General features: G+C 58.6%; 15 protein-coding genes. 6 read left to right on the top strand and 9 right to left on the bottom strand.

The annotated features are described in order from the left end of the window. Positions 1-3 precede the first annotated feature (3 nt). The 4 genes from E0L20_RS05975 to betI form a co-directional block, all read right to left on the bottom strand. Positions 4-567 carry a fasciclin domain-containing protein gene (locus tag E0L20_RS05975; RefSeq protein WP_131633143.1) on the bottom strand — a complete coding sequence of 188 codons (564 nt, stop codon included), beginning with the start codon at positions 565-567 and terminating at the stop codon, positions 4-6. Between the two features lie 155 nt (positions 568-722). Beyond that, positions 723-2387 (bottom strand): choline dehydrogenase, encoded by a 1665-nt coding sequence (betA, locus tag E0L20_RS05970; protein WP_131633142.1) that lies wholly within the window; start codon positions 2385-2387, stop codon positions 723-725. A gap of 13 nt (positions 2388-2400) precedes the next feature. After that, positions 2401-3873, bottom strand: coding sequence for a betaine-aldehyde dehydrogenase (gene betB / locus E0L20_RS05965; protein ID WP_131633141.1), 1473 nt, complete (start codon positions 3871-3873; stop codon positions 2401-2403). 13 nt (positions 3874-3886) lie between these two features. Then, positions 3887-4474 (bottom strand): transcriptional regulator BetI, encoded by a 588-nt coding sequence (gene betI, locus E0L20_RS05960; RefSeq protein WP_131633415.1) that lies wholly within the window; start codon positions 4472-4474, stop codon positions 3887-3889. Positions 4475-4602: 128 nt separating this feature from the next. On the opposite strand from betI, the gene betT reads away from it, so the two are divergent. Further along, positions 4603-6636: a choline BCCT transporter BetT gene (betT, locus tag E0L20_RS05955; protein WP_131633140.1), complete on the top strand. Its 2034-nt coding sequence runs from the start codon at positions 4603-4605 to the stop codon at positions 6634-6636. 169 nt (positions 6637-6805) lie between these two features. On the opposite strand, the gene E0L20_RS05950 is transcribed toward betT, so the two are convergent. The 3 genes from E0L20_RS05950 to E0L20_RS05940 are packed head-to-tail and all read right to left on the bottom strand — an operon-like array spanning position 6806 to position 8216. Beyond that, positions 6806-7303, bottom strand: a complete 498-nt coding sequence (locus E0L20_RS05950; protein WP_131633139.1) for an Hcp family type VI secretion system effector — start codon at positions 7301-7303, stop codon at positions 6806-6808. After that, positions 7303-7659 (bottom strand): putative T6SS immunity periplasmic lipoprotein, encoded by a 357-nt coding sequence (locus tag E0L20_RS05945; RefSeq protein ID WP_080327955.1) that lies wholly within the window; start codon positions 7657-7659, stop codon positions 7303-7305. The genes E0L20_RS05950 and E0L20_RS05945 overlap by 1 nt, the downstream gene beginning before the upstream one ends. Next, positions 7656-8216 (bottom strand): type IV secretion protein Rhs, encoded by a 561-nt coding sequence (locus E0L20_RS05940; protein ID WP_131633138.1) that lies wholly within the window; start codon positions 8214-8216, stop codon positions 7656-7658. Before E0L20_RS05940 ends, E0L20_RS05945 begins: the two co-directional genes overlap by 4 nt. 212 nt (positions 8217-8428) lie before the next feature. On the opposite strand from E0L20_RS05940, the gene E0L20_RS05935 reads away from it, so the two are divergent. Genes E0L20_RS05935 through E0L20_RS05920 form a run of 4 tightly spaced genes read left to right on the top strand, consistent with a single transcriptional unit; the run spans position 8429 to position 11830 of the window. Further along, the gene (locus E0L20_RS05935) at positions 8429-9340 is read left to right on the top strand and encodes a metal ABC transporter substrate-binding protein (RefSeq protein WP_131633137.1); all 912 of its coding nucleotides are present in this window, start codon (positions 8429-8431) and stop codon (positions 9338-9340) included. A gap of 2 nt (positions 9341-9342) precedes the next feature. Next, entirely contained in the window at positions 9343-10149 is an 807-nt protein-coding gene (sitB, locus tag E0L20_RS05930) for an iron/manganese ABC transporter ATP-binding protein SitB (protein WP_042713807.1), read from the top strand. Next, positions 10146-10994, top strand: a complete 849-nt coding sequence (gene sitC, locus E0L20_RS05925) for an iron/manganese ABC transporter permease subunit SitC (protein WP_131633136.1) — start codon at positions 10146-10148, stop codon at positions 10992-10994. Before sitB ends, sitC begins: the two co-directional genes overlap by 4 nt. Continuing rightward, positions 10991-11830: a metal ABC transporter permease gene (locus E0L20_RS05920; RefSeq protein ID WP_131633135.1), complete on the top strand. Its 840-nt coding sequence runs from the start codon at positions 10991-10993 to the stop codon at positions 11828-11830. Before sitC ends, E0L20_RS05920 begins: the two co-directional genes overlap by 4 nt. Here the strand turns inward: E0L20_RS05920 and entD are convergent. Beyond that, positions 11784-12455 carry an enterobactin synthase subunit EntD gene (entD, locus tag E0L20_RS05915; protein WP_131633134.1) on the bottom strand — a complete coding sequence of 224 codons (672 nt, stop codon included), beginning with the start codon at positions 12453-12455 and terminating at the stop codon, positions 11784-11786. The two genes, E0L20_RS05920 and entD, sit on opposite strands and share 47 nt — an antisense overlap. Positions 12456-12516: 61 nt before the next feature. Next, complete coding sequence (locus E0L20_RS05910) at positions 12517-14766, bottom strand: TonB-dependent siderophore receptor (RefSeq protein ID WP_131633133.1); 2250 nt, start codon at positions 14764-14766, stop codon at positions 12517-12519. Between the two features lie 146 nt (positions 14767-14912). On the opposite strand from E0L20_RS05910, the gene fes reads away from it, so the two are divergent. Then, positions 14913-16115: an enterochelin esterase gene (gene fes / locus E0L20_RS05905; protein ID WP_131633132.1), complete on the top strand. Its 1203-nt coding sequence runs from the start codon at positions 14913-14915 to the stop codon at positions 16113-16115. Position 16116 lies beyond the last annotated feature (1 nt).

The following is a 16116-nucleotide window of genomic DNA, read 5'->3' as shown; positions in this document are numbered from 1 at the left end:
CAACTACTTAGGCATCAGGACGGTATCAATCACGTCGATCACGCCATTTTTCTGATGGACGTCGTAGGTGCTGATGTTCGCCACGTTGCCTTTACCATCCTTGATCTGGATGTTGTGCGGGCCGTTGCTCATGATCCACAGCGGTTGCCCGTTAACGGTTTTCAGCTCCGCGTGGCCGCCGCCCTGTTTAATTTTTTGCTCCAGCGCTTTCATATCGTAATTACCCGCAACCACGTGGTAGGTCAGAATGCTGGTGAGCAGCGCTTTATTTTCCGGCTTCACCAGATTGTCGACCGTACCCGCAGGCAATTTTGCAAACGCCGCATCGGTTGGCGCAAAAACGGTGAAGGGCCCTTTGCTCTGCAGGGTATCCACCAGGCCAGCCGCTTTGACCGCCGCCACCAGCGTGGTGTGATCTTTTGAATTCACGGCGTTTTCAACAATGTTTTTGCTCGGGAACATTTCCGCTCCGCCCACCATCACGGAGCCAGACGTCATGGCTGCTGATGCGCCTGCACAGAAGAGCAAGGCGCTGGATACGAATGCAACACTGAGTAGCTTTTTCATCATTTATCCTCGGATTAGGGAGCAAAGGCGTTGCTCACATACTCACATACGAGGGCAGGGGGGAAACTGGATGCAGTGAAATGAAAATAAATTTTTGGCGGGGAAGTGAATTCCCTCTCCCCTTTGGGGAGAGGGTCAGGGTGAGGGGAAATGACTTAGCGTCTTACCGGCGCTCCGTTCGCCACGTAATACGCCGCCGTGCTCTTCGCCAGCGGCTCGCGCCCGCGAATGGCGTCGGCAATCTTCTCGCCAATCATGATAGTGGTGGCGTTCAGATTGCCGGTGATGATCTGCGGCATGATCGACGCATCCACGACGCGCAGCCCCTCCAGCCCGTGAACGCGGCCTTCGCCGTCAACTACCGCCATCTCGTCATTGCCCATCTTGCAGGTACCGCACGGGTGAAACGCGGTTTCGGCGTGGTTACGCACGAACTCGTCCAGCTGTTCGTCGGTCTGGCACTCGACGCCCGGGCTGATTTCACGACCGCGGTATTTGTCCAGTGCGGGCTGGTGCATGATCTCACGCGTGATGCGGATCGCGTCGCGGAACTCCTGCCAGTCCTGCTCGTGGGACATATAGTTGAACAGGATCGCCGGATGCTGGTGCGGATCGCGGGACTTAATGCGCACGTGCCCGCGGCTCGGGGAGCGCATGGAGCCGACGTGGCACTGGAAGCCGTGCTCTTTTACCGCGTTCGAACCGTTATAGTTAATCGCCACCGGCAGGAAGTGGTACTGAATGTTCGGCCACTCGAACTCTTCGCGGCTGCGGATAAAGCCGCCCGCTTCGAAGTGGTTGCTCGCGCCCACGCCGGTGCCGCCAAACAGCCACTCGGCACCAATCTTCGGCTGGTTCCACCACTGCAGGGCAGGGTAGAGGGAGACCGGCTCTTTGCACTCATACTGGAGGTACATCTCCAGGTGATCCTGCAGGTTTTCGCCCACGCCGGGCAGGTCGTGCACCAGCGGGATATCGAACTCGGCGAGCAGGTCCGCGCTGCCCACGCCGGAGCGCTGGAGGATCTGCGGGGAGGCAATCGCCCCTGCGCACAGCAGGACTTCTTTATTTGCCGTCGCTTTGGACGGAATGGTGCTTTCGCCCTCGAGCCACTCGACGCCCGCCGCGCGCTTGCCGTCAAAAATAATATGATCGGTCATGGCGTGGGTGCGGATGGTCAGGTTCGGGCGTTGCTTTGCCTGGTCCAGATAGCCGCGCGCGGTGCTGGCGCGTCGGCCCTGTGGCGTCACCGTGCGGTCCATCGGGCCGAAGCCTTCCTGCTGGTAGCCGTTGAGATCCTCGGTGCGCGGGTAGCCCGCCTGCACGCCGGCTTCGACCATCGCTTCAAACAGCGGGTTCACGCCCGGCTTAGAGGTGGTGACGCTCACCGGACCGTCGCCGCCGTGGTAATCGTTCGGCCCCACGTCGCGGGTCTCCGCCTTGCGGTAGTAGGGCAGGCAGTTGAGGTAGCTCCAGTGTTCAAGGCCAGATTCTTTCGCCCAGTTGTCCAGATCCATGGCGTTGCCGCGCACGTAGCACATGCCGTTAATCAGCGAAGAGCCGCCCAGCCCTTTGCCGCGTCCGCACTCCATGCGGCGGTTGTTCATGTACGGCTCTGGCTCGGTTTCATACGCCCAGTTGTAGCGCTTGCCCTGCAGCGGGAACGCCAGCGCGGCGGGCATCTGGGTGCGGAAATCCATACGGTAATCCGGCCCGCCCGCCTCGAGCAGCAGGACGGTGGTGTTCGGATCTTCAGTCAGTCGCGTTGCCAGCACGTTGCCGGCAGAGCCGGCACCGATAATGATGTAGTCAAATTGCAAATAAACCTCCCGGTTAAAATATGGACTGGAATTTACCCATCTCAACCTGGATGGACTTCACCTGGGTGTAGCTCTGCAGCGTCATCACGCCGTTCTCGCGGCCAATGCCGGAGTGCTTGTAGCCGCCAACCGGCATCTCTGCGGCGGATTCACCCCAGGTGTTGATCCAGCAGATGCCCGCTTCGAGCTGATGAATGGCGCCGTGCGCGCGGTTCAGGTCGGCCGTGACGATGCCCGCCGCCAGGCCGTAGTCGGTGTCGTTGGCGCGGCGAATGGCTTCTTCATCGGATTCATAGGTGAGGATGGACATCACCGGGCCGAAGATCTCTTCGCGCACGATGGTCATTTCGTCGGTGCAGTCGGTGAACACGGTCGGGGCGACCCACGCGCCGTTGTCAAAACCTTCGCCCTTCAGCGCGTCTCCGCCGCACAGCACGCGCGCGCCTTCCTCTTTGCCTTTGGCGATGTAGCGAAGCACGCTGTCGCGGTGCGGGAAGCTGACCATCGGACCAAAGTTGGTGCGTTCATCGAACAGATCGCCCGCGCGGATGCGGCCCACGCGCTCGACGATCTTCTGCTCAAACGCGGCCTTAGATTTCGCGGGCACGAACACGCGGGTGCCGTTGGTGCACACCTGGCCGGAGCTGAAGAAGTTCGCCATCATCGCGATGTCCGCCGCGAGATCCAGATCCGCGTCGTCGAAAATAATCAGCGGGGATTTGCCGCCCAGCTCCATCGTCACTTCTTTCAGGGACGAGGCCGCCGAGTTGGCCATCACCTTTTTGCCGCTGGCGACGCCGCCGGTGAAGGAGACTTTGGCGATGCCCGGATGCTCGGTCAGGAACTGGCCGGTCTCCGCGCCAACGCCCGGCAGGACGTTAAACACCCCGTCCGGAACGCCCGCTTCGGTGTAGATCTCCGCGAGCTTGAGTGCGGTGAGCGGCGTCACCTCGCTTGGCTTGAAGATCATGGCGTTGCCCGCCGCCAGCGCCGGGGCCGATTTCCACAGGGCGATCTGGATCGGGTAGTTCCACGCGCCGATGCCCGCCACCACGCCCAGCGGCTCGCGGCGGGTGTAGACGAACGAGGTCTCGCGCAGCGGGATCTGGCTGCCTTCCAGCGCCGGGATCAGCCCCGCGTAGTACTCCAGCACGTCCGCGCCGGTGACGATGTCGACGGTTGAGGTTTCAGAAAATGCTTTACCGGTGTCGAGGGTTTCCAACTTTGCGAGCTCGTCGTTGCGCTCGCGCAGGATATCGACGGCGCGACGCAGGATGCGCGAGCGCTCCATGGCGGTCATCGCCGCCCAGATTTTTTGCCCGCGCTGTGCGCTTTCTACGGCGCGATCCACATCTTCACGTCCGGCGGCCTGTACGCTCGCCAGGACTTCACCGTTGGCCGGGTTGATGGTCTCGAAGGTGCGACCGCTGGTGGCGGATGTATAACCACCATTGATATAAAGCTGCTGTTCTGCCATTCGGGACATAAATTCTCCTCGGTTATTCGGTCGGTAAATGCTGGCTGATAAAGTGGCTGGTGAGCGATTGCGCCAGGGTTTTATCCAGCGGCTTGCCGCTCAGCGCGGCGCGCAGCCACAGCCCGTCGATCAGCGCCGCCAGCCCGTAGCCCGCCTCTTCGGCCTGCTGTCGCGGCAGCTCGCGGCGGAACTCGTACACCAGATTCGACAGCAGGCGGCGGCTGCTCACCTGCTGCAGGCGGTAGAGCATCGGCTGGTGCATGCTGCTCGCCCAGAAGGCCAGCCAGGCCTTCATCGCCGCGCCGCTGGTCTGGGTTTCATCAAAGTTGCCGCCGACAATGGCCTGCAATCGCTGCTCCGCGCTGCCGTGCGGCAGGGCGTGTAAACGGCTTAACACCGCGTCGCGCAGCTGGCCGGTGATGTCGCGCATGGTCGCTTCCAGCAGGCCATTTTTATCTTTGAAGTAGTGGCTGATGATCCCCGTGGAAACGCCCGCCCGACGGGCGATCTGCGCGATGGTCGCATCGTGCATACCCACCTCATTTATTGCTTCCAGCGTGGCATCGATTAGCTGCCTGCGCCGGATCGGCTGCATCCCCACTTTGGGCATTTTTGCCACTCCATTCATCAGCGTTGGTTAACTATTAAAGCGGTTTTTGATTGGACGTTCAATATAAAATGTGTCTTAATTGTTGCGGTTTTGGATTTCAATAGTTACAAAAACAGTGGGGATACTGGATGACAGACCTTTCACAGGACAGAGAAAAAGACAAAATCAACCCGGTCGTTTTTTATACTTCCGCCGGGCTGATTTTGTTGTTTTCCCTGACGACGATCTTCTTTCGTGATTTTTCTGCCGAGTGGATTGGGCGCACCCTGAACTGGGTGTCGAAGACCTTCGGCTGGTACTATCTGCTGGCCGCGACGCTCTATATCGTCTTCGTGGTCTGCATTGCCTGCTCGCGCTTCGGTTCGGTGAAGCTCGGGCCTGAGCAGTCAAAGCCCGAGTTTAGCCTGCTGAGCTGGGCCGCAATGCTGTTTGCCGCGGGCATCGGCATCGACCTGATGTTCTTCTCGGTGGCGGAACCGGTCACGCAGTATATGCAGCCGCCGGAAGGGGCAGGGCAGACGATGGAGGCCGCGCGCCAGGCGATGGTCTGGACGCTGTTCCACTACGGCCTGACCGGCTGGTCGATGTATGCCCTGATGGGCATGGCGCTCGGATACTTTAGCTATCGTTATAATTTGCCCCTCACCATCCGCTCCGCGCTCTACCCGATCTTCGGTAAAAAAATTAACGGCCCGATTGGCCACAGCGTCGACATTGCGGCGGTGATCGGCACCATCTTTGGTATCGCGACGACGCTCGGCATCGGCGTGGTGCAGCTCAACTACGGGCTGAGCGTGCTGTTTGATATCCCGGACTCGATGGCGGCCAAGGCGGCTCTGATTGCGCTCTCCGTCATTATCGCCACCATCTCGGTGACGTCGGGCGTCGATAAAGGCATCCGCGTGCTCTCCGAGCTGAACGTGGCGCTGGCGCTGGGGCTGATCCTGTTCGTGCTGTTTATGGGCGATACCTCGTTCCTGCTCAATGCCTTAGTGCTCAACGTGGGTGACTACGTGAACCGCTTTATGGGCATGACGCTGAACAGCTTCGCCTTCGACCGCCCGGTGGAGTGGATGAACAACTGGACGCTGTTCTTCTGGGCGTGGTGGGTGGCGTGGTCGCCGTTTGTCGGCCTGTTCCTGGCGCGTATTTCGCGTGGCCGCACCATCCGCCAGTTCGTGATGGGCACGCTGATTATCCCGTTCACCTTTACCCTGCTGTGGCTGTCGATTTTCGGCAACAGCGCGCTGCACGAGATCATCCACGGCAATGCGACCTTCGCGCAGGAAGCGATGGCGCACCCGGAGCGCGGCTTCTACAGCCTGCTGGCGCAGTACCCGGCGTTTACCTTTAGCGCCTCGGTGGCGACCATCACCGGCCTGCTGTTTTACGTCACCTCGGCGGATTCCGGCGCGCTGGTGCTGGGCAACTTCACCTCGAAGCTCAAAGACATCAACAGCGACGCGCCAAACTGGCTGCGCATCTTCTGGTCCGTCGCCATCGGCCTGCTGACGCTCGGCATGCTGATGACCAACGGTATCTCTGCGCTGCAGAACACCACGGTGATCATGGGTCTGCCGTTCAGCTTCGTGATCTTCTTCGTGATGGCCGGGCTGTATAAATCGCTCAAGGTAGAAGATTACCGCCGCGAAAGCGCCAGCCGCGACACCGCGCCGCGACCGCTGGGCGCGCAGGATCGCCTGAGCTGGAAGAAACGCCTGTCGCGCCTGATGAACTACCCGGGCACGCGCTACACCAAACAGATGATGGAGACGGTCTGCTTCCCGGCGATGGAAGAGGTGGCGCAGGAGCTGAAGCTGCGTGGGGCCTACGTGGAGCTGAAAAACCTGCCGCCGGAAGAGGGTGAGACCCTGGGGCACCTGGACCTGCTGGTGCACATGGGCGACGAGCAGAACTTCGTCTATAAGATCTGGCCGCAGCAGTATTCAATTCCCGGGTTCACCTACCGGGCGCGCAGCGGGAAGTCGACCTACTATCGGCTGGAAACCTTCCTGCTGGAAGGCAGCCAGGGGAATGACTTGATGGATTACAGCAAGGAGCAGGTGATTACGGATATTCTGGACCAGTACGAGCGGCACCTGAACTTTATCCACCTGCACAGGGAAGCGCCGGGGAACAGCGTGATGTTCCCGGATGTGTAAAACTCAATCTGAAAACGTATAAAGGCATCGCCGTTGCCCTCAAGCCGGGTGGCGGCGATGCCTTACCCGGCCTACAAAATCGGTTTACCGTAGGCCTGATAAGCGAAGCGCCATCAGGCATTCATTGTGCAATGCGTTTAAAGGGCAATCACGTCTTCATTTATAGTTATCATTTGATTGTTTCTTTCTGCGCGGGTTTCATCCATGCGTCGCCATAAAGAATATTGCCTTGCACATAATTCCACTGTATGCCCCGGAATCTAAGTCCAACCACTTCATGCATATTCGGCGCTGAGCTGCCGGGGTAATAAACATGCGTGAAGTCCAGAGATGAGATCACCACGCTATCAAGCGTAATGGTGTAGATCTCTCTTTCTGCTCCCGCTTCAGCAATTTCATAATATTTGATAATGGCTTTTTGCAGGCGTCTGCCCTCGCAGGTGGCAACGGCAAGATAAGGACTCACTTTATCTAATTCCTTATGCACGGTAACCGGACCATGCTGCCGTGTACCAGTCATATTCCCGGTATGGCTGTCTACTGCCTGCCTTATGCCGTAACTGCTGTTCATAATTTCGATAGCACCTTCCCGGCCTGGCATCATACAGTCGCCCTGAATGAGCATTCCGTTCTCATCGTAGAGAAATAAGTAAGCGGGTAATGACATTATAACCCTCCTAAATGAGTAAGCTGTCCGTCATTATCAATAAAGAATTCGTGATGATAATTTTTATTATTTAAACCGTAGCTAATAACATACGTATAGCCATACTCCCATTTCACATCTATGCAACTATTAGGATAAGACCAACTGAGTTTATTACTTCCTGAACTTGTGATAGTTGTAATGTCGGGACCTTTGCTGGAATCAATGGTGTAATAGTTCACGACATCTTTTTTATCAATACTAAAGCAAACATGGTTTCCATCAATAAAAGTAGCTCTGGGATGAGACAACGGGGGGCATCCAGGACATCCCGTCAGGAGAATACATAATGGTGAGATGAGCGTTATAGTTTTCATCCTGGGAATCCTTGTAGAATGTTTTTATATTTGTGAAGCAGAGAATATACGGGTTCATTCGAATTAATATCCCGATATTTTGGCAGGAATTTATATTTTTCAAAGCCATAAAATTGTAATAGCCAGTAATCACTTACGATCGATGCTTGCTGTTCTAATCCATAATGCAATAGATCTACTTTATCTAAGCTATAGTAGTAATCAGCAATACCAGAGAATAATCCCCTTGTTCTGACAAACATCCCTTTTTGGGCTTGCCATACGTGCATCATTTCATGCATGAATAGATGTTTTTTATCTAACAATTTTTCTAATGAAAAATCTGGGGAATATGTGTCTTCTCTAAACCACATTTCCCCGTTAGGAGTCATCGCTACATTTACAGGTTGCAAATTAAAAGGAAGATAGCTTTCCCTGTGCACCCAAACCAGATGATAGCGAATGCTGTAACCGTAAAGCGTCTTCGCCAGGGCGATTTCACCAATCGTGAGCTGTCGGACCCCTCCCGGATTAATCGGGGTTCCCGATGTGGGATGAATCCTTTCGTTAACGGGCATGTCAATTCCCTTTATTTAATATGGATATTGACCGTAAATCATACGCCTGAGCGGCAGAGAAAAAAGAACGCACTTTTCCTAAAACTCCCGGATGGCAGCGCTCATTGACACAACTTTAATGATAACCATTTTCATTTAAATATAGCCTGTGCTATACCTTATAGCACGGGCTAATTTTGCTTTGAATTTAATCACCTCAGGAGACTTCTGCGATGCACCCACGGCAAGGAATTATGCGTCTGTTGCTCGGCGCGCTGCTCATGACCGCGACCACTACGGGCGCGCTGGCGGCTGAAAAGTTTCAGGTTATCACCACCTTTACCGTTATCGCGGATATGGCGAAAAATGTGGCGGGTGAGGCCGCAGACGTGACGTCCATTACCAAGCCGGGCGCTGAAATTCACGAGTACCAGCCCACGCCGGGTGATATCAAACGCGCGCAGAAGGCGCAGCTGATCCTGGCGAACGGCATGAATCTGGAGCTGTGGTTCCAGCGCTTTTATCAGCACCTGAACGGCGTGCCGGAGGTGATTGTTACCAGGGGCATTATGCCGATGGGGATTAGCGAAGGGCCGTATAACGGCAAGCCCAACCCGCACGCGTGGATGTCGCCGGACAACGCCCTGATTTACGTCGATAACATCCGCGACGCATTGATGAAGTACGATCCGGCCAACGCGCAGACGTATCGGCGCAACGCTGAAGCCTACAAGCAGAAGATCACCGCCACTCTCGAACCGCTGCGCAAGCAGGTTGCGGAGATCCCCGAAGACAAGCGCTGGATGGTGACCAGCGAAGGTGCCTTCTCCTATCTGGCGCGGGATCTGGGGATGAAAGAGCTTTACCTGTGGCCGATCAACGCCGATCAGCAGGGCACGCCTCAGCAGGTGCGCAAGGTGATCGATCTGGTGAAAAAACATCACATCCCGGCGGTGTTCAGCGAAAGCACGGTTTCCGATAAGCCCGCGCGGCAGGTGGCGCGGGAAACCGACGCCCGCTACGGCGGCGTGCTGTACGTCGACTCCCTGAGCGCGGAAAACGGTCCGGTGCCGACCTATATCGATCTGCTGAACGTCACCACCCGCACGCTGGTGCAGGGCATCCGTGACGGCATGAAGGAGTAACCATGCACGAGGGGATTGTTGTCTCAGACGTGACCGTGACCTACCGCAACGGCCACACGGCGCTGCGCGACGCGTCGTTCAGCGTGCCGGGCGGATCGATTGCCGCCCTGGTTGGCGTGAACGGTTCCGGCAAGTCCACGCTGTTCAAGGCGGTGATGGGTTTTGTGCGGGCGGCGAGCGGCACTATCACCATTCTGGGGCTGCCGCCGCACCGGGCGCTGCGCCAGAACCTGGTCGCCTACGTGCCGCAGTCGGAAGAGGTTGACTGGTCGTTTCCGGTGCTGGTCGAAGACGTGGTGATGATGGGCCGCTACGGGCACATGGGGTTTCTGCGTCGGCCCAAAGATCGCGACAGACAAATCGTGACCGACGCCCTGAAGCGCGTGGATATGCTCGAGCTGCGCCATCGGCAGATTGGCGAGCTGTCCGGCGGGCAGAAGAAGCGCGTGTTTCTGGCGCGGGCGATTGCCCAGCAGGGTGAGGTGATCCTGCTCGACGAGCCGTTTACCGGCGTGGACGTCAAAACCGAAGCCAGGATCATCAGCCTGCTTCGCGAGCTGCGCGACGAGGGCAAAACGATGCTGGTCTCGACCCATAACCTGGGGTCGGTCACGGAGTTTTGCGATTACACGGTAATGGTCAAAGGCACCGTGCTGGCGAGCGGCCCGACGGAAACCACCTTTACCGCCGAGAACCTTGAGCGCGCCTTCAGCGGCGTGCTGCGCCACGTGGTGCTCAGCGGCTCGGAAGATCGCATTATTACCGACGACGAGCGCCCCTTCGTGACGCACCGTCAGGAGGCCAAATGAACGCGCTTCTCGAACCCTTCGGCTACGAGTACATGCTCAACGCGATGTGGGTTTCGGCGATGGTGGGCGGGCTGTGCGCGTTTCTCTCCTGCTACCTGATGCTCAAAGGCTGGTCGCTGATCGGCGATGCGCTGTCGCACTCCATCGTGCCCGGCGTGGCGGGAGCCTACATGCTCGGGCTGCCGTTCTCGCTGGGGGCGTTCCTCTCGGGCGGGCTGGCGGCGGGCAGTATGCTGTTTCTCAACCAGCGCAGCCGCCTGAAGGAGGACGCCATCATCGGGCTGATCTTCTCCTCCTTTTTCGGGCTGGGGCTGTTTATGGTCTCGCTCAATCCGACCTCGGTGAATATTCAGACCATCGTGCTCGGCAATATTCTGGCTATCGCCCCGGAGGATATCGTCCAGCTGGCGATTATCGGCGTGGTGTCGATGGTTATCCTGCTGTTCAAATGGAAAGATCTGATGGTGACCTTTTTTGATGAGAACCACGCCCGCGCCATCGGCCTGCGTCCTGAACGCCTGAAGATTCTTTTCTTTACCCTGCTGGCGGTCTCCACCGTGGCGGCGCTGCAAACCGTCGGCGCGTTTCTGGTGATCTGTCTGGTGGTCACCCCCGGCGCGACCGCGTGGCTGCTCACCGACCGCTTTCCGCGCCTGCTGGTGATTGCCGTCGCCATTGGCAGCATCACCAGCTTCCTCGGCGCGTGGGCCAGCTACTATCTGGACGGCGCGACCGGCGGCATTATCGTGGTCGCCCAGACGCTGCTGTTCCTGCTGGCGTTCGTCTTTGCGCCGAAGCACGGGCTGCTCGCCAGCCGCCGCCGCGCGCGGGAGGCACGCTCATGATGGCGCTGCTCCTTGAACCCTTCCAGTTTGCGTTTATGAACAACGCGCTGCTGATTTCACTCCTGGTGGCCGTGCCCTGCGCGCTGCTGTCGGTATTCCTGGTGCTGAAAGGCTGGGCGCTGATGGGCGACGCCATGAGCCACGCGGTGTTCCCCGGCGTCGTGCTGGCGTGGATGATGGGCCTGCCGCTGGCGCTGGGCGCGTTTGTGGCCGGGCTGTTCTGCGCAATCGCCACCGGATACCTGAAGGATAACAGCCGAATCAAGCAGGATACGGTCATGGGGATCGTTTTTTCCGGCATGTTCGGCGCGGGCCTGATCCTCTATATCGCCGTTAAGCCCGAGGTGCATCTCGACCACATTCTGTTCGGCGATATGCTGGGCATTAACGGGATGGATATTCTGCAAAGCGGGATCGTGGCGGGGCTGATCGCGCTGGTGATTGGCCTGAAGTGGCGCGACTTTCTGCTGTTCTGCTTTGATTATCAGCAGGCGCAGGCGAGCGGCCTGCGCACCCGCTGGCTGCACTACGGCCTGCTGTGCATGGTTTCGCTCACCATCGTGGCGACATTGAAGGCGGTGGGGATTATTCTGTCGATCTCGCTGCTGATTGCGCCCGGCGCGGTGGCGGTGCTGATCACCCGGCGCTTCCACATGGCGCTGCTGGTCGCGGTAGCGGTTTCAGCCCTCGTGTCGGTGAGCGGCGTGTATGCGTCGTTTTATCTCGACAGCGCGCCCGCGCCGACCATTGTGGTGCTGTTTGCAGCGGTGTTTATCGTGACGTTTGCGGTCACCAGCGCGAAGGCCCGTCGGCAGGAGAACGTGACAGCAGGGTGATAACCCCATCGCCGTTGTGTAGCCAGTGAAGCGTGAAGGCGGTGCCTTCGTCAAACCCCGTCAGCGGACGGGTCAGCGCCAGCATCAGCGTCTCTTTATCGAGCATCGTGATGCGGGCGCTGTCAAATCCCATATATGACTTCACCTTCGGGAAGAGAGCCTTAAACAGGCTCTCTTTGGCGCTGAAAACCAGCGTCAGGGCGAGGGCAAACGGGTAGCCGGAGCGTGAAAGCACGGCCTCTTCCTGCGCATCGATGATGCCGTCTTTGATTTCCAGGGCTTCGTTTTCGGGGAGGATCGTTTCACAATCGATGCCGATTAGCGCAGGGTGTTGCGTGACGACGGCCATCGCCCGCGTGCCGCTGTGGGTGATGCTGCCGGAGATACCGTCCGGCCAGATCGGTTCGCCGCTGGGGCCGATCCCGGGGACGGCGTGGTCAGGTAATGCATGCGCGGCGGCGATGCGGCCTGCCAGGTGGTCAGCCTTGCGTTTGCGCCCGGCGTGCGATAGCTGCGCGTGATGGGGGAGCCAGATAAGATCGGCGTCGCTGAAGGTGGTGGGGTCGAAGGTGATGTGATGAAGGGTGAGGCCTGCGAGGGAAAATGTGCTGTAGGCTGTGTGCATGGTTTTCCCCCTCACCCTGAACCTCTCCCCGTAGGGGAGAGGGTGGATTGACTTCAGTGCCTTAAAAATGCGTATTCACGCTCATATACCAGGTACGACCCGGTTCATTATACGTGTAGGCACCCGCACCGTACATATACGCGCCCGTCGTGGTGTTACCCGTGGTCTGGGCATTACCCGCGCGCCACTGGCGCTTGTCGAAGACGTTATCAATCCCGCCGGTCAGGCTGACGTTTTTGGTCACGTCCCAGGTCGCGCTCAGGCCAACGATGCTGTACGGGCTGACTTCATCTTTCTCAGACCCGGTCACAGGCTGACCTTTGTAATTGTACTTCTTCGGCTGCTGCTTGCCGTACCAGGTGAAGGTCGACTGGAGCGACACGTCCTGATGAACCTGCCAGCTCAGGGTTGAGTTCAGCGTGTACTCAGGAATGATCGACAGACGGTCGCCGGTCTCCTTGTTCTTGCTCTGCAGCATGTAGGTGATGTTGTTGGTCCAGTTGATCGTGTCGCTGACCGGCACGTTCAGGGAGCCTTCCAGACCTTCAACGACGGCCTTCGGCACGTTTTCCCACTGGTAAATATCGGTCGTGACCTTGCTGGTAGACGTCTGGCCAATCGGCGCGTAGCCCGCTTCAATCTTGTCGCGATAGTCGTTGCGGAACCAGGTCACGCCCGCCAGCCAGCCGTCGTGCTTCCACTCCAGGCCAATCTCTTTGTTGATGCTGGTTTCGGCCTTCAGGTCGTCGTTACCCATCATGTAGCAGCCCACGCCGTCGGAGCTGGCGTAGCAGCCCTGGCCTTTGCTGTACAGCAGGTAGTTCGGGTTGGTCTGATACAGGCTCGGGGCTTTATAAGCGCGCGCGATGCCCATCTTCAGGGTGAAGTCATCGCCAAGACCCTGCGACAGGTTCAGGGATGGGCTCCAGTTGTTACCCACAATCGTATGATGGTCGAAGCGCAGCGCCGGGGTCAGCATGGTGCTGTCGGTCAGCTCCATGTTGTTCTCGGCGAACAGGGAGAAAATCTCCGCCGAGGAGTACGGGCTGCGGTCGTCGCTCATGCCCGGGATGGCGCCGCCCTGCTGGGTTTGGGTATTGGAGGTGGAATCCTTCATGCGCTGCTGGTTCCACTCGGTGCCCAGCGTCAGGTTCTGGTTGACGAGGAAATCGATCGGCAGGTTGATTTCACTGTGCAGCATCACGTCGGCCAGGTCGGTGTCGGTGAATTTATTGCTGTTGAACAATCCTTCCAGACCCCCCGCCAGCCCTTCGCCCAGGCGGGAGTTGCGGGTGTGCTCGTACTGCGCCCAGCTGCTGGTGGTGATACCGTTATCCCAGCCGCCGTTCCATGTCACCGCAAAGTTCTGACGATAAATACGGTTAGTCTCTTTACCGTAGTTCTTCTTCACCAGGCCGTTGGAGCTGTTGTCGTTGTTGGTGTTCTGGGTATCGCCCGCGTAAAGGTTGTTCTGTCGGCTGTAGCCGGCTTCAAATTCGAGGGACTGCATTGGCGCAAAGTCCCAGCGCACCACGCCGTTAATATCTTTGTTTTCCACACCCTCGCGGCCAGCCGGCAGCGTGTCGGCGTAGGCACCGGTACGATCGGACTGGTGGCCCTGGTTGATATCCCACGCGTCGGCCTGGGTTTTATCCAGGTTGCCGAACATGCGGAAGCTGAAGTCGCCGCCCAGCGGGCCGCTCAGGCTGAAGTTGGTGCGCTTGGTGGAACCTTCGTCCTTGTGTTCCGGGGCGTTCAGGTAGGTGTTCCAGGAGCCGTGCCACTGGTTGTCGAATTTTTTCGTGATGATATTGACCACGCCGCCTGCCGCACCGTTGCCGTAGCGAGCCGCAGCCGGGCCACGGATCACCTCGATTCGTTCGATCATCTCCGGCGGTACCCAGCCGGTATCGCCGCGGGTGTCGCGCTCGCCGCGCCAGCCCAGACGGATGGAGTTGCGGCTGGTGACCGGCTTGCCGTCGATCAGAATAAGGGTGTTTTCCGGGCCCATGCCGCGGATGTCGATCTGGCGGTTGTTGCCGCGCTGGCCGCTGGTGGAGTTACCGGTCAGGTTAACGCCCGGCATGGTACGGATGATTTCAGCCACGTCGCGAGCGGGCGGGTTTTTACGGATTTCATCGGCCGTGATGGTCGACACGCCCGGCGCCTGCAGATTCTGCTCGGCGGCGGTGATCACCATCGTGTCTTCGTGCTGCGCGGTGGTGGTGTTGTCGTCTGCCAGCGCTGGCAGCGCGACGCCGTAAATCCCTAAGTTGACCAGCAAGGCCAGGGAGTGAATCTTCTTATTCATTGTACGTCCCGCTTTTATGGTTATTTAATGAGCGCGCTTCCCACAGCGCGGGCATTACGCTATTGCAAATGCAAATAGTTATCAATAATATTATCAATAAAATTTGCTCTGAAACAAAAAAGACTGTTAAACATGGGGTTATAAGGGTGACGGCGTTAACAACCGGAAGTGAAGCGTGGTGGCAGTCGAAAAGCGGGCCGGAATGGGAACGTGAGAAGGGGCGCTTTCGCGTCACCTTCTGGTGGCGGGACCCGGCGGGAACGCAGGCGACGTCGGCGGTGAAGCGCGTCTGGCTCTATATCACCGGCGTGACCGATCACCATCAAAACGCGCGTCCGCAGTCCCTTGAACGCATCCCGGATACCGACGTCTGGCAGTGGCAGGGCGAGTTCAGCCCCGAATGGCGCGGCAGCTACTGTTTTATTCCCTCCGATAACGAAAATGATTTTGCCAGCGCGGTGTTTGAAGGCGAGCGGCCGGACCGCATGGCGCTGCGCGAAGGCTGGCGCAAACTCTTGCCGCACGCGGTGTCCGACCCGCTGAATCCGCAGAGCTGGCGCGGCGGGCGCGGTCACGCCGTCTCGGCGCTGGAGATGCCTGAGGCCCCGGTACAGCCGGGCTGGAACACTCCGTATACGCCATTCAAAAAGCCCGTCTGCATCGAATGGACCAGCGAGCGGCTGGGCAACCGTCGCCGCGTCTGGATTTTTACCACCGGTGATGAAGATCCCGAGCGCCCGCTTGCGGTGCTGCTCGACGGGCAGTTCTGGGCCGAAAGTATGCCCGTCTGGCCCGCGCTGGCGTCGCTCACCCATGAAGGCAAACTGCCGCCTGCGGTCTACGTGTTAATCGACGTGATTGATACCGCGCACCGCAGCCGCGAGCTGCCGTGCAACCCCGATTTCTGGCTGGCGGTGCAGGAAGAACTCCTCCCGCAGGTGAAAAACCTCGCGCCGTTCAGCGACCGCGCCGACCGTACCGTCGTGGCGGGACAGAGCTTCGGCGGGCTTTCAGCGCTATACGCAGGGCTCAACTGGCCGCAGCGCTTTGGCTGCGTGCTCAGCCAGTCCGGTTCCTACTGGTGGCCGCACCGCGGCGCGCAGCAGGACGGGCTGCTCATCGAGCAGCTTAAAGCGGGTGAAAAAACCGCACGCGGGCTGCGCATCGTCCTTGAGGCCGGGCGCAACGAGCCGCTTATCTTTCGCGCAAATCAGGCGATTCACGCCGAACTACAGCACACACAGCAACCGGTTATCTGGCGTCAGGTTGACGGCGGACACGATGCGCTTTGCTGGCGCGGTGGGCTGACGCAGGGGCTGATGGCCCTCTGGCAGCCGCTTTTTCACTAAC

The organism is Enterobacter wuhouensis (assembly GCF_004331265.1).
In the GTDB taxonomy this organism is placed as follows: Bacteria; Pseudomonadota; Gammaproteobacteria; order Enterobacterales; family Enterobacteriaceae; genus Enterobacter; species Enterobacter wuhouensis.
This window is presented reverse-complemented; position numbering and strand designations above follow the sequence as displayed.

What these genes read in the sequence shown, in the direction of transcription:
- E0L20_RS05910 (WP_131633133.1), bottom strand. Translation starts at nt 14,766, where the DNA reads ATGAATAAGAAGATTCACTCCCTGGCCTTGCTGGTCAACTTAGGGATT.
- E0L20_RS05935 (WP_131633137.1), top strand. Translation starts at nt 8,429, where the DNA reads ATGCACCCACGGCAAGGAATTATGCGTCTGTTGCTCGGCGCGCTGCTC.
- betI (WP_131633415.1), bottom strand. Translation starts at nt 4,474, where the DNA reads ATGCCCAAAGTGGGGATGCAGCCGATCCGGCGCAGGCAGCTAATCGAT.
- sitC (WP_131633136.1), top strand. Translation starts at nt 10,146, where the DNA reads ATGAACGCGCTTCTCGAACCCTTCGGCTACGAGTACATGCTCAACGCG.
- betT (WP_131633140.1), top strand. Translation starts at nt 4,603, where the DNA reads ATGACAGACCTTTCACAGGACAGAGAAAAAGACAAAATCAACCCGGTC.
- E0L20_RS05945 (WP_080327955.1), bottom strand. Translation starts at nt 7,659, where the DNA reads ATGAAAACTATAACGCTCATCTCACCATTATGTATTCTCCTGACGGGA.
- entD (WP_131633134.1), bottom strand. Translation starts at nt 12,455, where the DNA reads ATGCACACAGCCTACAGCACATTTTCCCTCGCAGGCCTCACCCTTCAT.
- E0L20_RS05975 (WP_131633143.1), bottom strand. Translation starts at nt 567, where the DNA reads ATGAAAAAGCTACTCAGTGTTGCATTCGTATCCAGCGCCTTGCTCTTC.
- sitB (WP_042713807.1), top strand. Translation starts at nt 9,343, where the DNA reads ATGCACGAGGGGATTGTTGTCTCAGACGTGACCGTGACCTACCGCAAC.
- E0L20_RS05940 (WP_131633138.1), bottom strand. Translation starts at nt 8,216, where the DNA reads ATGCCCGTTAACGAAAGGATTCATCCCACATCGGGAACCCCGATTAAT.
- E0L20_RS05950 (WP_131633139.1), bottom strand. Translation starts at nt 7,303, where the DNA reads ATGTCATTACCCGCTTACTTATTTCTCTACGATGAGAACGGAATGCTC.
- betB (WP_131633141.1), bottom strand. Translation starts at nt 3,873, where the DNA reads ATGTCCCGAATGGCAGAACAGCAGCTTTATATCAATGGTGGTTATACA.
- E0L20_RS05920 (WP_131633135.1), top strand. Translation starts at nt 10,991, where the DNA reads ATGATGGCGCTGCTCCTTGAACCCTTCCAGTTTGCGTTTATGAACAAC.